Annotated in this window: 15 protein-coding genes; 13 read left to right on the top strand and 2 right to left on the bottom strand. The window is 40.6% G+C overall.

What is annotated here, in order from left to right; translation table 11 throughout:
* Nucleotides 1-3: 3 nt before the first annotated feature.
* A complete protein-coding gene (locus H8S51_RS14180; protein ID WP_186899631.1) occupies nucleotides 4-360 on the bottom strand; it encodes a helix-turn-helix domain-containing protein in 357 nt (118 codons plus the stop codon).
* Between the two features lie 224 nt (nucleotides 361-584).
* Here H8S51_RS14180 and H8S51_RS14175 point away from each other — a divergent pair, with 224 nt between their 5' ends.
* From H8S51_RS14175 to H8S51_RS14150, 6 genes are all read left to right on the top strand, one after another.
* Nucleotides 585-1,022 (top strand): hypothetical protein, encoded by a 438-nt coding sequence (locus H8S51_RS14175; RefSeq protein WP_186899632.1) that lies wholly within the window; start codon nucleotides 585-587, stop codon nucleotides 1,020-1,022.
* A 343-nt stretch (nucleotides 1,023-1,365) separates the two neighbouring features.
* Nucleotides 1,366-2,670 (top strand): serpin family protein, encoded by a 1,305-nt coding sequence (locus H8S51_RS14170; RefSeq protein WP_241070732.1) that lies wholly within the window; start codon nucleotides 1,366-1,368, stop codon nucleotides 2,668-2,670.
* Between the two features lie 48 nt (nucleotides 2,671-2,718).
* The gene (locus H8S51_RS14165) at nucleotides 2,719-3,288 is read left to right on the top strand and encodes an RNA polymerase sigma factor (protein ID WP_022111972.1); all 570 of its coding nucleotides are present in this window, start codon (nucleotides 2,719-2,721) and stop codon (nucleotides 3,286-3,288) included.
* Between the two features lie 3 nt (nucleotides 3,289-3,291).
* Entirely contained in the window at nucleotides 3,292-4,131 is an 840-nt protein-coding gene (locus H8S51_RS14160; protein ID WP_186899633.1) for a hypothetical protein, read from the top strand.
* Between the two features lie 204 nt (nucleotides 4,132-4,335).
* Nucleotides 4,336-5,016 carry an orotate phosphoribosyltransferase gene (pyrE, locus tag H8S51_RS14155; protein WP_015559808.1) on the top strand — a complete coding sequence of 227 codons (681 nt, stop codon included), beginning with the start codon at nucleotides 4,336-4,338 and terminating at the stop codon, nucleotides 5,014-5,016.
* Between the two features lie 4 nt (nucleotides 5,017-5,020).
* A complete protein-coding gene (locus H8S51_RS14150) occupies nucleotides 5,021-5,497 on the top strand; it encodes a VanZ family protein (RefSeq protein WP_330646639.1) in 477 nt (158 codons plus the stop codon).
* On the opposite strand, the gene H8S51_RS14145 is transcribed toward H8S51_RS14150, so the two are convergent.
* Nucleotides 5,494-6,306 carry a polysaccharide deacetylase family protein gene (locus H8S51_RS14145; protein WP_117922009.1) on the bottom strand — a complete coding sequence of 271 codons (813 nt, stop codon included), beginning with the start codon at nucleotides 6,304-6,306 and terminating at the stop codon, nucleotides 5,494-5,496. The two genes, H8S51_RS14150 and H8S51_RS14145, sit on opposite strands and share 4 nt — an antisense overlap.
* 243 nt (nucleotides 6,307-6,549) lie before the next feature.
* On the opposite strand from H8S51_RS14145, the gene H8S51_RS14140 reads away from it, so the two are divergent.
* From H8S51_RS14140 to purD, 7 genes are all read left to right on the top strand, one after another.
* Nucleotides 6,550-6,876 (top strand): DUF6142 family protein, encoded by a 327-nt coding sequence (locus H8S51_RS14140; RefSeq protein WP_241070731.1) that lies wholly within the window; start codon nucleotides 6,550-6,552, stop codon nucleotides 6,874-6,876.
* 92 nt (nucleotides 6,877-6,968) lie between these two features.
* Nucleotides 6,969-7,556: an HD domain-containing protein gene (locus tag H8S51_RS14135; RefSeq protein ID WP_117922011.1), complete on the top strand. Its 588-nt coding sequence runs from the start codon at nucleotides 6,969-6,971 to the stop codon at nucleotides 7,554-7,556.
* A 29-nt stretch (nucleotides 7,557-7,585) separates the two neighbouring features.
* Nucleotides 7,586-9,619 carry an aminopeptidase gene (locus tag H8S51_RS14130; protein ID WP_186899635.1) on the top strand — a complete coding sequence of 678 codons (2,034 nt, stop codon included), beginning with the start codon at nucleotides 7,586-7,588 and terminating at the stop codon, nucleotides 9,617-9,619.
* 178 nt (nucleotides 9,620-9,797) lie between these two features.
* Entirely contained in the window at nucleotides 9,798-10,298 is a 501-nt protein-coding gene (purE, locus tag H8S51_RS14125; RefSeq protein ID WP_186899636.1) for a 5-(carboxyamino)imidazole ribonucleotide mutase, read from the top strand.
* Between the two features lie 111 nt (nucleotides 10,299-10,409).
* Nucleotides 10,410-11,435 carry a phosphoribosylformylglycinamidine cyclo-ligase gene (gene purM, locus H8S51_RS14120; RefSeq protein ID WP_186899637.1) on the top strand — a complete coding sequence of 342 codons (1,026 nt, stop codon included), beginning with the start codon at nucleotides 10,410-10,412 and terminating at the stop codon, nucleotides 11,433-11,435.
* Nucleotides 11,429-12,055, top strand: a complete 627-nt coding sequence (gene purN, locus H8S51_RS14115; RefSeq protein ID WP_186899638.1) for a phosphoribosylglycinamide formyltransferase — start codon at nucleotides 11,429-11,431, stop codon at nucleotides 12,053-12,055. Before purM ends, purN begins: the two co-directional genes overlap by 7 nt.
* Nucleotides 12,056-12,149: 94 nt before the next feature.
* On the top strand, nucleotides 12,150-13,427 hold the full coding sequence (gene purD, locus H8S51_RS14110; protein WP_117922015.1) for a phosphoribosylamine--glycine ligase: 1,278 nt from the start codon (nucleotides 12,150-12,152) through the stop codon (nucleotides 13,425-13,427).
* The last annotated feature ends 6 nt before the right edge of the window (nucleotides 13,428-13,433 follow it).

Below are 13,433 nucleotides of genomic sequence, written 5' to 3'. Positions count from 1 at the left end.
AAATCATTTTTTCTCCTGCAGATCAAGCAGCGTCTCGGCGCGTTCCTTTAAACGAGCCTGATTCAGGTCGGTTAATTTACGGTAATAACTTAAGAGACGCTGTTCATCGGCAGTGAGTTCTGATTTGCGCTTTCTGGCATCTGCTGGTTTCTCGTAAATATCGGTAAGTCCGATCAGAAAGTCAGAAGTGGTATCAAGGGCTTTTGCGAGCCGGTTTAAAATTTCAGCCTTTGGTTCATAAAGGTTGTTTTCATATCGGGATAGGGTAGTCGGAGCGATACCGATCGTGTAAGCAAGATGTTTCTGGCTCATGTCGCGTTCTTCACGTAAAAATACAATACGTTCCCCGATACTGTTCATAGATGTTCTCCGTTTCTGTTTCTTTTATCTTAATATGCATTTCCTGACGCACATCTGCCGGAAAAAGCATTTTATCCATTTGCCGAATAATTCATGTTCATAAAAATAATGAGGAAACGGGAATAAAAATTTTTTTTTAATGAAACTTTTTTTGTTATTATTTTATCTAAATAAATGAAACTTACAAATGATAAGTAATAAAAACACGCAGGAGGATATTCAGAATGAGAAAAAAAACAATTTATGTATTAGCAACGGTAATGTGTATGTCCATATTTACAGCATGTGGAAGCACGAATCGTGCTGATGCCGGAAATGAAGTGCAGCAGGAAGTACAGGCAGAGGATAATATGCAGAAAGAACAGCAGGCTGGTGCAGAGGGTAACGCTGAAACAGAGTTACAGACTGAAGCTGTACCGGAAAATACAGCTGAAGCGGTAACAGGCGAAGAGAAAACACTGAATGGAACGGTGGACGAGATCAAAGATTTTATGTTTATTGTGACAGATGATAGTGGTGCTTCCTATGAATTAAGTTTTGATGCAAAACCACAGGGATTGGAAAATGTTTCTGTTGGAGATAAAGTAAAAGTAACATATACCGGGGAACTTTCAGAAGTGGATGCATTTTCGGGAACAATTATTTCAGTTGAAAAGCAATAAGTAAAGTAATAAGTAAAGCCATGTGATACATATAGAAAATGTATCATATGGTTTTTTACTTTTTTACGGTTATGTGGGAAACGACTGGTGAAATATGATATACTTATCGCGAATGATGTTGAGACCGAAAGAGCTGGAAAAGATCAGGAAGAAGATTTCAGTAGAAAATGACGAATTAGATTGTTTTACAGCGATGTGTTACATGGGGACTGGAAAATATAGTAAGGCAAATTCTATGCTGGAAAAAATTGGAAAAAGACGCAACGGGCAGTTACCCATTTGCGTCTTTTTCTATAGAAGAGCAATGAAACAACAGGAAACAGATACAATGGAGGAAGAGAAGATGAAAAAAAGAGCAAAAAAGATAGTAGCATTATTTTTAACAGCTGGTATTCTGTTATCAGGGACAGCTGCGTGTTCTAATGTAGAAGGCATGCATCTTTCAGGATCGACAAGGGAATTGAATGTAACGAAAGAAGATACTGGAAAATCCGGAGATAATGTTCAGATGCTGCCATCGGATGAAAAATCAGACAAAATATTTGCGGACAGTTATGCTGATTTTGCAATAAAGGCTTTTCAAAATAGCTATGAAGCTGGAAAAAATACAATGATATCACCATATTCCGTGATAAATGCGCTTGCCATGACTGCAAACGGAGCATCAGGCGAGACTTTGGAACAGATGGAGAGTGTACTTTGCGGTACGGCAGACTGCTCGCTTGATCTTCTCAATCGGGAGCTGCAGCGTCTGCAAAGTTCCATGCCAAAGGAAAAAAATAATCATTTATATACAGCGAATTCTATCTGGTACAAAGATGCTGATGAGAACTTTGTACCGGCAGATGATTTTCTGAAGTTAAACGCTGAATTTTATCAGGCAGATATCTTTGCCTCGGCTTTTGATAAAAAAACGACAAAGGATATCAATCGCTGGATCGACCGGCGCACGGATGGAATGATCAAAGATATCATGGATCAGATACCGCCATATGCTATTATGTATCTTGTAAATGCAGTGGCATTTGAGGGGGAGTGGCAGGACCCGTATGAAAAGGAACAGGTGCATGATGCTGATTTTTATGATATTGATGGTAATCATTCAACAGTATCAATGATGTATTCGGAGGAATATTCTTTTCTGAAGGAAGAGCATGCCGTTGGATTTATCAAGCCGTATAAAGAAGGCTTTGACTTTGTTGCACTGCTTCCGGATGAGAATATGGATATCAGAGATTATATCAGTCAGATGAATGGAGAAACTTTTCTAAAGACAATTGCTCAGGCAAATGATACAATAGTGGAAACAGGTATGCCAAAGTTTAAGGCGGAGACGCAGAAAGAATTAGCGGAAGTTTTAGACAGAATGGGAATGCATGATGCATTTGATGAGAAATTAGCAGATTTTTCACAGATGGGGAATTGTAAAAATGGGGATAATCTGTATATCAGCCGGGTATTGCACCGGACAAAGATTGAAGTGAATGAACTTGGTACAAAGGCCGGGGCGGCAACAGTTGTGGAAGTGGAAACAATGGGGTGTCTGGAGGCAGTGGAAAATGTTGTGCTGGACAGGCCATTTGTCTATGCGATCATAGACAGGGAGAATGGGATACCTGTTTTTATTGGTGCGGCAGATGCTCTGTAAAATCATAACAGAACAGGATAAACATTACAGGAGGATATAATTCGGATCGTGGGGCAGTTTTTAGAGGATGAAAAGATTATTGAGTTATACTGGGTCAGAGATCAGAGGGCAATTACATGCTCACAGCAGAAATACGGAGCATATTGTCACAAGATAGCACAGAATGTACTGCACAATGAAAGTGATTGTGAAGAGTGTATGAATGATACATGGTTCCGGGCGTGGAATTCCATGCCGACAGAGCGGCCGGGGATATTGCAGGCGTTTTTAGGAGCGATTACAAGAAATCTATCCTTAGACCGCTACCGGAAAAATCATTCGAAAAAGCGTGGAGAGGGAGAAATTTCTTACATATATGAAGAGATGCAGGACTGTATTTCCGGTGAAAATATGGAGTTACATGTGGAAAATATGGAACTTGCGGAGATGATTAACCGTTTTCTGGCTGGGATGAAGACAGAAAACCGCAGGATCTTTGTGCGGAGGTACTGGTATTTTGACAGTATAGCTGAAATCGCAAAGAGATTCTCCATCAGTGAGAGCAAGGTAAAATCGTCTCTGATGCGTTCAAGGGAAAGTTTACGGAAATGTCTTGCTCAGGAAGGAATCGAGGTGTGAGCAGTGAAAGCAGATGATTTGATTGATGCATTCGGGCATATTGATCCAAAGTATGTTTCAGATGCGGAAGTTGAGATAAAATCAAAATCACGGATGAAGCGGATGTTTTATGTTATAAGAGAAAAAATCCCTTTAGAGAAGGAACAGCCTGCGCATATCACTATTTCGGCGGCGATGTGTATGACAGCATTTGTGCTGATCATCGGTGCAGGAATGTTTTATGGAAGGATCAGGAATGGATATTCAGGAAACAAAAATAACTCTGTGGATACGGTTTTCAATGATTATGATGGTATGTATGGAAGTACAGCAGCCGGATCAGCGGATGAGGCAGGTGTGGAAACAGCAGAGGAGGATACCGGTCTGATCTTTAATGAGATTCGCGAAATGGAAAGTATAGCCTATGATGTAGCAGAACCGGATCAGATTGTTTCTTATGACGCAGCGGGGCTGGAAGAATATTTTGGAACAAAGATCTGTCCGACTTCCATTCCAGATGGATTCATCCTGTCGGATGGTGTTTATCATGTTGGATATGATAAAGCAGGAGAAGCAGTGGATGATAATAATAGTCTGATCTATTCGGATGAAAGTGGAGAACGTACATTGAAAATCGGAGTTCGTACAACGGAATCCGGGATCGTGACAAGATTTACAGATACACATTTAGCCACGTCTCTGGTGCATGGGATTACGGTCACAGCGGGATGTTATCCGATCGGGCAGACTGGCGGGTATAGTTATGTTGCTGTTTTTGAAAAAGATGGAGTTATATTTACCATAGAAAGTTCCGGTCTTACAGAGCAAAGATTTATCACAGTGATAGGAGAACTGACGGAATAGACAGATATGTTATGAAACAGAAGATTTAAAATAGGGTCTTGTCTGATAAAAATTCTAATGTTTTTTCTACAGGTTAAAAAATGAAGTTAAAAGAGATTGAGATTCTAAGACACTTATGATAGTATAAAAATAATTGTGAAGACACGAGAGAATCAGGTGCAAACAATCGATATTCAGGAAGTTAAACAGGAGGTCGTAGATAAAATGGAACAGTACAAGCAGGAATTTATCGAGTTTATGGTTGAGAGTGATGTGCTCAAATTTGGAGAGTTTACATTAAAGAGTGGACGTAAATCCCCATTTTTTATGAATGCAGGAGCTTATGTGACAGGTTCACAGTTAATGCGTCTTGGTGAGTATTACGCAAAGGCGATCCATGAGAAGTATGGAGATGATTTTGATGTATTATTCGGACCGGCATACAAGGGAATCCCGATCAGTGTTGTAACAGCAGTTGCATTCAGCAAATTGTATGGAAAAGAAGTCCGTTACTGTTCGGATAGAAAAGAAGAAAAAGACCACGGAGCAGATAAGGGAAGTTTCCTTGGAAGCAGTTTAAAAGACGGTGACCGTGTTGTCATGATCGAGGATGTTACAACATCCGGTAAATCCATGGAGGAGACAGTTCCGAAAGTAAGAGGAGCTGCAAATGTTGAGATCGTTGGTCTGATGGTTTCTTTAAACCGTATGGAAATGGGACTTGGCGGTAAAATGAGTGCACTTGATGAAATCCGAGAGACTTATGGTTTTCCGACAAATGCGATTGTAACGATGGAAGAGGTCGTGGAACATCTTTACAATAAGGAGTGTCAGGGCAAAATTGTCATTAATGATGAGATAAAAAAAGCAATTGATGCATACTATGAACAGTATGGATGTAAATAAATCGATGGATGACAGAAAAAAAAGACGCCGGCTGATTGCCGGCGTATTGTTCACTGTTTACTTTGAAGTGTTATTTTATTTTTTATTTTTTTCAGAAGAAATGGGACGAACTTATAGTGAAAGAGCATATCACTATAACCTTGTTCCATTCAAAGAAATTATGCGATTTATCCGTTATCGTAAAGCTCTTGGCACTTATGCAGTAGTTTTGAACCTTGCCGGCAATATTATTGCGTTTATGCCATTTGGAACATTTTTGCCGATCTATTATGAACGGTGCAGAAAAATGTGGTATACGGTTCTTTACAGTTTTGAATTAAGTCTTGTCGTGGAAATACTGCAACTGGTATTTAAGGTTGGAAGTCTGGATGTAGACGACCTGATCTTAAATACGATTGGGGGATTGTTTGGATTTCTTATCTATGATCTGGTGAAAAAGTTGACGCGAAAGATCACAGAGCGAAAGATGCATGATAATTAAAGTTCCAGATAGGTACCGCTTTTTACTTCTATCACAGAATCGCCATCAACTTCGAGCCATACACTGAGGGCACTTGGATTGTAAACTCTCCTGCAGTCTGCAGAAAAGAGGATACGTTTTGCAGCGTCCATATAGTCAATGATCTCGATGTTGGTTGCGTACCAGATATCATCCCTGCCACCCATATATGCGCAGAAATCTTCAATTACATTCCAGTTATCATGATTGTCAAATTCATAACTGTGACCCCATACATACATTAATTTTAAATACTGTTTTTTCTTAAATTCTGCAAAAAATTCAGCTTTTTCCATCAGATCCGGGGCGTCATGATGACAGGTCGGGTGCCATTCAAGCGGATCGGTTGGAAGTGCAAAATCAGCTGCCGGTTCTACGACACGGGCATAGGCAATTCCAAGCTGGCGGAATAATTGTTTGATGTCTTCATTGTAGGAACCATTTGGATAAGCATGTCCGCGGATAATGCGGCCGGTGATCTGTTCTAAACCTTTCCGGTCAGCTAAAATTTCTTCTGCAACTTCCGTCATCGGACAGCGTGCAATGGTCGGGTGGGTCATGGTATGGGTTGCAATTTCATGTCCGGTATAAAGTTCATTGATACGTGAACTTTTAATCCGTGGTGGAGTAAGCCCTTCTTTATCGATCATTCCATAATTTAAATTAAAAGTTCCCCGTATGCCGTAACGGTTAAAAATAGAAACAAGACGCTCATCCTGGATTTTGCCGTCATCGTAGCTCATAGTCAGTGCTTTCGCCTTTCCTTTAGGGAAACATACATAAACTTTCATTGATAAAATCCTCCTGCAGGTTACATGGTAATATCTTTAAAATCTATTGTTATAGTAAACGCTTTTTACTTGGAGTGCAAGAACAATATGACTGCCGGACAGGTTGCATAAAAAGATATGTTTTTGTATAATAAAAGAATGTCGGCAGGAAAATGATATTTGAGAACGGCATGGAAGATTTAGGATAAAAATATGTGCCTGTCAGACACATGGATAAAAAGTGTGAAAATGAGGATAAATAGGATGCATAAAAAGCATAAAAGAGGATATAAATTCACAGACAAAAAGCAGTCAAAAAGGGGAGTTATTGCATGGATGCTGTCAGTTATTTCTTTAGCAGTTCTTGTTGCTGTTATTGTCTGTTCTTTTCAAAACAGAGGAAACGGCAGTATGTATCTTGGAAGTGCAGGAGTATCGTCCATGTTAGTCGGTGTGGTCGCATTATTTAATGCTGTCTTAAGTTTAAGAGAGGAAAATTCTTATCGTTTTTTTCCTTACCTTGCGACGATATGTTCTTTTCTTGCAGTTGGTGCATGGGTGGCATTATATGTGGTTGGATTTTTGCTGTAAATCACAATGTGATAGATTACAACGTGATATATTTTGATAATTTATAATGACTCAGAATAGGACATTCATTTATAAAAGAAATGGAGATTCAAATGACAGATTTTGAAAAACAGATTTCATTTATTATGGAACTGGATAAAATAAAAAAGATTACAAGACAGACGTACTTAAGCGATGGGAGCAGAAAAGAAAATGATGCAGAACATTCCTGGCATCTGGCACTGATGGCGTTTGTGCTTGCTGATTACGCGAATGAGCCGATTGATGTATTAAAAACCATGAAAATGGTACTTCTTCATGATGTCATAGAAATCGATGCCGGAGATACCTACGCATATGATACGGAGGGCAATAAGACAAAGCGGGAGCGCGAATTAAAAGCGGCAGACAGGATCTTTGGATTACTCCCGGAAACACAGAAGAAGGAATACCGCGGTCTGTGGGATGAGTTTGAGGCTATGGAGACACCGGAATCAAAGTTTGCCAATATGTTAGATAAGGTGCAGCCATTATTTTTAAATGATGCATCGGGTGGTATCTCATGGGAAGAACATGGTGTGAAAAAGTCTCAGGTACTTAAAAGAGATGAGAGAGTGCATGAGGGCTCTGAGCGTATCTGGGAGTATGCAAAGTCATTGATCGAAAAAAATGCGAAGTATGGAAAACTGATTGATGAGTGATAGAATTTTGTTGTGGAGGTTTTAACTTAATGTTGTATAAAGAATTATATAAAGAATCCAACGAACTTGCAGAGGAGCGTTTTGCGCTGGTGCGTGAGCGGATCGCAGAGATCGAAGAAAAGCCGGAGACCGAAGAAAAATATAAAGAATATTTCAGACAGACAGCACAGTTACTGCAGAAACAGGCGGCTGTTTACGATCTGTGGGCAGATGATGCGATTCAAAAGCGGAGTTTAAAAGAAGCAGAAGAATGTAATCTGGGATTCTATGAGGATATACTTGGAGCTTCATATCAGACAAGCTATGCGAATCCGGACTATGCTGTGAAAATATTAGGAGAAGAGTTTGGGCAGTTGCTCTGTGCTTATTTTGCTTACGTAAGAAGGGAGATTGGTGCAGCGTTTCGTGGAGATCTGATGCAGCTTACGATCCAGATGGAGCTGTTTGTAGAAATTTATAACCGTTTTGAGAATGGAGAAGAAAAAGATGCTCCGGAGAAGTCGGCAGTGCAGCAGGATCTGTACTGGTTTTTCCATGATTACAGTGAGATTTTTTATGAAAGAAGCCTGCGCAGGCTGATTGATCCAGCGGAAGATTTTGAGACGGATATTGTGATGAATGCAGATCTTACGGATCTGCGCTATCTGTATCGATACGGTGTATATATTGGAGAAAATGAAAAACAGATCGCAGCATTTTTAAATAAAATGACTGATGAAGAGATCCAGGCGATGGCAGACACCTATACAGAAGGTTACCGGATCGGATTTGAGGTGACAGGCAAAGATCTTGGCAAAAAGCAGACTGTCCAGTTGCGTTATCCGATCGGTTTTGAGCGTATGGTCCGTGCAGCGGTGCATAATTTTGAAAAAATGAATTTAAAGCCGACCATGCTTGCAACGGCAACTTCACCAAACAAACAGTTTGACTATGACCACAGGGAAGACCGTGCGCTTTATCTGGATAAAGCATATGTGGAACGCTGTTTGGAGGCAAGAAAAAATTATTTCGAGGAAGAGAAAAAAATGGCGGCAGGTCATGCAGGCCCGGCAGTTATTGAAGTGTTCGGGGAAGAACCGTTTTCACCGGAAAATAAAGAGTGTGCAGTGAAATATAACGAAAAACAGCAGAAACTGTGCGTTTATGAGATGAATATGGCAGGGCAGATGATCAATGAATATATCAAGGGCGAAGAACGCAGTTTTACGATCATCGCATACCCGATACCGGAGATAGGAGAACGCTTTGAAGAGATTTTTGCTGAGACTGTAAAATTAAATACGTTAGATTACAAATTATACCAGACAATTCAGCAGAAGATCATTGATGTTTTAGATACAGCAGATCAGGTACACATCACAGGAAAAGGAAAAAACAAAACAGATTTATATGTAAATATCTGGAAATTAAAAGATCCGTCAAAGGAGACTGCATTTGAAAACTGTGTGGCAGATGTCAATATTCCGGTGGGAGAGGTATTTACTTCACCGGTACTAGAAAAGACCACGGGAACATTATTTGTCGGACAGGTATATTTAAACGGACTTAATTATGAGAATTTAGAGATCCGGTTTAAGGATGGTATGGTAGAATCCTATACCTGCACGAATTTTAAGGATGAGGCGGAAAATAAAAAATATATCCGTGATAATGTCCTGAAACATCATGATACATTGCCGATGGGGGAATTTGCGATTGGGACGAATACGACAGCATACCGAATGGCGAGAGATTATCAGATCGCAGATAAGCTGCCGATTCTGATCGCGGAGAAAACAGGACCACATTTTGCAGTGGGAGATACCTGTTACAGTCATGAGGAGGACAACATTTCCTATAACCCGGATGGAAAAGCGATCGTTGCAAGGGAAAATAGTGTATCTGCACAGAGAAAAGAGTCCGTAGAAAAAGCGTATTTAAATTGTCATACAGATATTACGATCCCATATGATGAGCTTGACAAGATCACAGTGATAAGAAAAGATGGCAGTACAGAAGATATCATTGCAGATGGCAAATTTGTCTTAGCCGGAACAGAGCAGCTGAATGGGCCGCTTTTATAAAAACAGGATTGTTAAAAATAAGCTGGAGTCCTGCTTCAGAAATAAATAAGATAATATATAAGATTATTTAATAAATAAAATAATAAATATTAATTGGACTTCTAAAAGAATGACAGTTACAATACACATAGATAACAGTGGAGATTTGATACTGTAGGAATCTGGAAGGAGCACGATTATGGCAAAAGTTGGTATTGTAATGGGCAGCGATTCAGATATGCCGGTTATGGCAAAAGCTGCAGATATTTTAGATAAGCTTGGAATTGATTATGAGATGACGATCATCTCTGCGCACAGAGAGCCGGATGTATTTTTTGAATATGCAAAAAGTGCGGAAACAAAAGGTTTTAAGGTGATCATTGCAGGTGCAGGAATGGCAGCACATTTACCGGGTATGTGTGCAGCGATTTTTCCGATGCCGGTCATTGGTATCCCAATGCATACCACATCGCTTGGTGGAAGAGATTCTTTATACTCGATCGTTCAGATGCCATCCGGTATTCCGGTTGCAACCGTAGCAATCAACGGTGGAGCAAATGCAGGTCTGCTTGCAGCAAAGATCCTTGCTACATCAGATGAGGCACTGCTTGCGAAATTAAAAGAATATTCGAAAGAGTTAAAAGAGCAGGTTCAGGCGAAAGATGCCAGATTACAGGAAGTCGGCTATAAGAATTACTAAAAGAAGCAGATAATGATAAATGTATTATTCTGAATAAAACACATGACAGCAGAGACGGACAGACGATACAAAAAATGAACATGTAAACAACAGATTCAGGAGGAAAAGTAAATGGATTACAAAAATTCCGGTGTTGATATCGAAGCAGGATACAAATCAGTGGAACTGATGAAAAAATATGTACAGGGAACCATGAGACCAGAGGTTCTGACAGGCCTTGGCGGATTTTCCGGTGCATTTTCCATGGAAAAATTCAAAAACATGGAGAAACCTACCTTAGTATCCGGAACAGACGGTGTAGGTACCAAAATAAAACTTGCGTTTCTTATGGACAAACATGATACGATCGGAATTGACTGTGTTGCAATGTGTGTCAACGATATCGCATGTGCAGGCGGCGAACCTTTATTTTTCCTTGATTATATTGCATGTGGAAAGAACTATCCGGAAAAGATCGCATCTATCGTAAGTGGTGTGGCAGAGGGATGCAAACAGTCTGATGCAGCCTTGATCGGTGGGGAGACAGCAGAGCATCCGGGACTGATGCCTGAAGATGAATATGATCTTGCAGGATTTGCAGTTGGTGTTGTAGATGAAAAGGACATTATCACAGGTGCCGACTTAAAGGCAGGAGACGTACTGATCGGTATGGCATCCTCCGGTGTACATTCTAACGGTTTTTCCCTTGTCAGAAAAATCTTTGAAATGACAAAAGAGAGTCTCAATACATATTATGATGAATTAGGAAAAACGCTTGGAGAGGCATTGCTTGTACCTACAAGAATTTATGTAAAAGCACTGCGCAGCGTCAAAGAAGCGGGAGTACGTGTCAAAGCATGCAGCCATATTACAGGTGGCGGTTTCTATGAGAATGTTCCGAGAATGCTGCCGGAGGGAAAACATGCCATGATCCGCAAAGACAGCTATGAGGTTCCGGCTATCTTTAAACTGATGGCAGAAAAAGGACAGGTCGAAGAAAAAATGATGTACAATACCTACAATATGGGACTTGGTATGGTACTTGCAGTAGATCCTGCTGATGTGGATAAGACTATGGAAGCAATCAAAGCAGCAGGCGAGACACCATATGTGGTTGGCGAGATCAAAGATGGTGAAAAAGGAGTAACCTTATGCTAAAACTGGCAGTCTTAGTATCCGGTGGAGGAACAAATCTTCAGGCGATCATAGATGCAATCAGTGCAGGAAAAATAACAAATGCATGTATTTCGGTTGTCATCAGCAATAATGTAAATGCCTATGCATTAGAACGTGCGAGGGCACATGGAATCGAAGCATTGTGTATCTCACCGAAAGATTTTGAAAGCAGGGAGGCTTTTAATCAGGCATTCCTTGAAAAATTAAATTCTTACAATGTGGATCTCGTCGTGCTCGCAGGATTTCTTGTAGTATTGCCAGAAATGATGATAAAAGAATACGAAAACCGCATTGTGAATATTCATCCATCCCTGATTCCGTCTTTTTGTGGAAAAGGGTTTTATGGATTAAAAGTGCATGAAGGTGTGCTTACCCGTGGCGTAAAAGTAACCGGTGCAACGGTACATTTTGTGGATGAGGGGACAGATACAGGACCTATCATTTTACAGAAGGCAGTTGAGGTAAAGCAGGGTGATACCCCGGAAGTATTGCAGCGTCGTGTTATGGAACAGGCAGAGTGGGTGATCCTTCCGAAAGCGATCGATCTGATCGCAAACGGGAAGGTATCCGTGAAAGATGGTCATGTGATCATTGCAGAGTAAATAATGGAATATCAGACCGATAAAATGGATTCATGAAGTGGCAGTGAGATAAATGAAACAAAGTGTATCATAAAAGAGTAAGGAGCGACGGAGAATGAAAGTATTAGTAGTTGGAAGCGGTGGACGTGAACATGCAATCGTGACAAGTGTGGCAAAAAGCCCGCGTGTCGATAAAATTTACTGCGCTCCGGGAAATGCCGGAATTGCGGCCCTTGCAGAGTGTGTACCGATCGGTGCCATGGAGTTTGATAAACTTGTGGCTTTTGCAAAAGAGCATGCCATTGATTTTACGATCGTTGGAATGGATGATCCACTGGTTGGTGGTATTGTGGATGTTTTTGAAGCAGAGGGATTAAAGGTATTTGGACCTCGTAAGAATGCAGCTATTTTAGAGGGCTCTAAGGCATTCTCAAAAGATCTCATGAAAAAATATAATATTCCGACAGCGGCTTATGAAAACTTTACTTCAGCAGAGGAGGCACTTGCTTATTTAGAGACAGCAAAGATGCCAATCGTATTAAAAGCTGACGGGTTGGCGCTTGGTAAAGGTGTTTTGATTTGTAATACCTTAGAGGAAGCAAAAGCTGGTGTCAAAGAGATCATGGAGGATAAAAAGTTCGGAACTGCCGGAAATACCATGGTCGTGGAAGAATTTATGACAGGACGTGAAGTGTCTGTTTTATCTTTTGTGGATGGAAAGACGATAAAGATCATGTCTTCTGCACAGGATCACAAACGCGCAAAAGACGGTGATCAGGGATTAAATACCGGAGGAATGGGAAACTTTTCACCAAGTCCTTTTTACACGAAAGAAGTGGATGATTTCTGTCAGAAATACATTTATCAGGCAACCGTGGATGCCATGGCCGCAGAGGGAAGACCGTTTACCGGCGTTATTTTCTTTGGATTGATGCTGACAGAGGATGGACCGAAAGTGTTAGAGTATAATGCGAGATTCGGTGATCCGGAAGCACAGGTCGTACTTCCACGTATGAAAAATGATATCATTGATGTAATGGAAGCCTGTGTAGATGGTAAGTTAGATACCATTGACCTGCGGTTTGAGGATAATGCAGCAGTCTGCGTGGTTTTAGCATCGGATGGATACCCGGTATCTTATGAAAAAGGATTTAAGATCAGTGGTCTTGAAAAATTTGATGGAAAAGATGACTATTTCTGCTTCCATGCCGGAACGAAATTTGATGAGAATGGCGATATCGTCACAAACGGCGGACGTGTGCTCGGTATCACGGCAACCGGAGCCGATCTGAAAGAGGCAAGAAAGAAAGCCTATGAGGCAACCGAGTGGGTCAGCTTTGCCAATAAATATATGCGTCATGATATCGGAAAAGCGATTGATGAGGCAGAATAAAAGTGG

The sequence above is a fragment of the Roseburia rectibacter genome (assembly GCF_014287515.2).
GTDB classification, from domain to species: Bacteria; Bacillota; Clostridia; order Lachnospirales; family Lachnospiraceae; genus Roseburia; species Roseburia rectibacter.
This window is presented reverse-complemented; position numbering and strand designations above follow the sequence as displayed.

Excerpts from the sequence above, each read along its gene's own strand:
- purD (WP_117922015.1), top strand. The coding sequence starts at position 12,150 with ATGAAAGTATTAGTAGTTGGAAGCGGTGGACGTGAACATGCAATCGTG.
- H8S51_RS14150 (WP_330646639.1), top strand. The coding sequence starts at position 5,021 with ATGGATGACAGAAAAAAAAGACGCCGGCTGATTGCCGGCGTATTGTTC.
- H8S51_RS14175 (WP_186899632.1), top strand. The coding sequence starts at position 585 with ATGAGAAAAAAAACAATTTATGTATTAGCAACGGTAATGTGTATGTCC.
- H8S51_RS14135 (WP_117922011.1), top strand. The coding sequence starts at position 6,969 with ATGACAGATTTTGAAAAACAGATTTCATTTATTATGGAACTGGATAAA.
- H8S51_RS14170 (WP_241070732.1), top strand. The coding sequence starts at position 1,366 with ATGAAAAAAAGAGCAAAAAAGATAGTAGCATTATTTTTAACAGCTGGT.
- purN (WP_186899638.1), top strand. The coding sequence starts at position 11,429 with ATGCTAAAACTGGCAGTCTTAGTATCCGGTGGAGGAACAAATCTTCAG.
- H8S51_RS14180 (WP_186899631.1), bottom strand. The coding sequence starts at position 360 with ATGAACAGTATCGGGGAACGTATTGTATTTTTACGTGAAGAACGCGAC.
- H8S51_RS14145 (WP_117922009.1), bottom strand. The coding sequence starts at position 6,306 with ATGAAAGTTTATGTATGTTTCCCTAAAGGAAAGGCGAAAGCACTGACT.
- H8S51_RS14140 (WP_241070731.1), top strand. The coding sequence starts at position 6,550 with ATGCATAAAAAGCATAAAAGAGGATATAAATTCACAGACAAAAAGCAG.
- pyrE (WP_015559808.1), top strand. The coding sequence starts at position 4,336 with ATGGAACAGTACAAGCAGGAATTTATCGAGTTTATGGTTGAGAGTGAT.
- purM (WP_186899637.1), top strand. The coding sequence starts at position 10,410 with ATGGATTACAAAAATTCCGGTGTTGATATCGAAGCAGGATACAAATCA.
- purE (WP_186899636.1), top strand. The coding sequence starts at position 9,798 with ATGGCAAAAGTTGGTATTGTAATGGGCAGCGATTCAGATATGCCGGTT.
- H8S51_RS14130 (WP_186899635.1), top strand. The coding sequence starts at position 7,586 with ATGTTGTATAAAGAATTATATAAAGAATCCAACGAACTTGCAGAGGAG.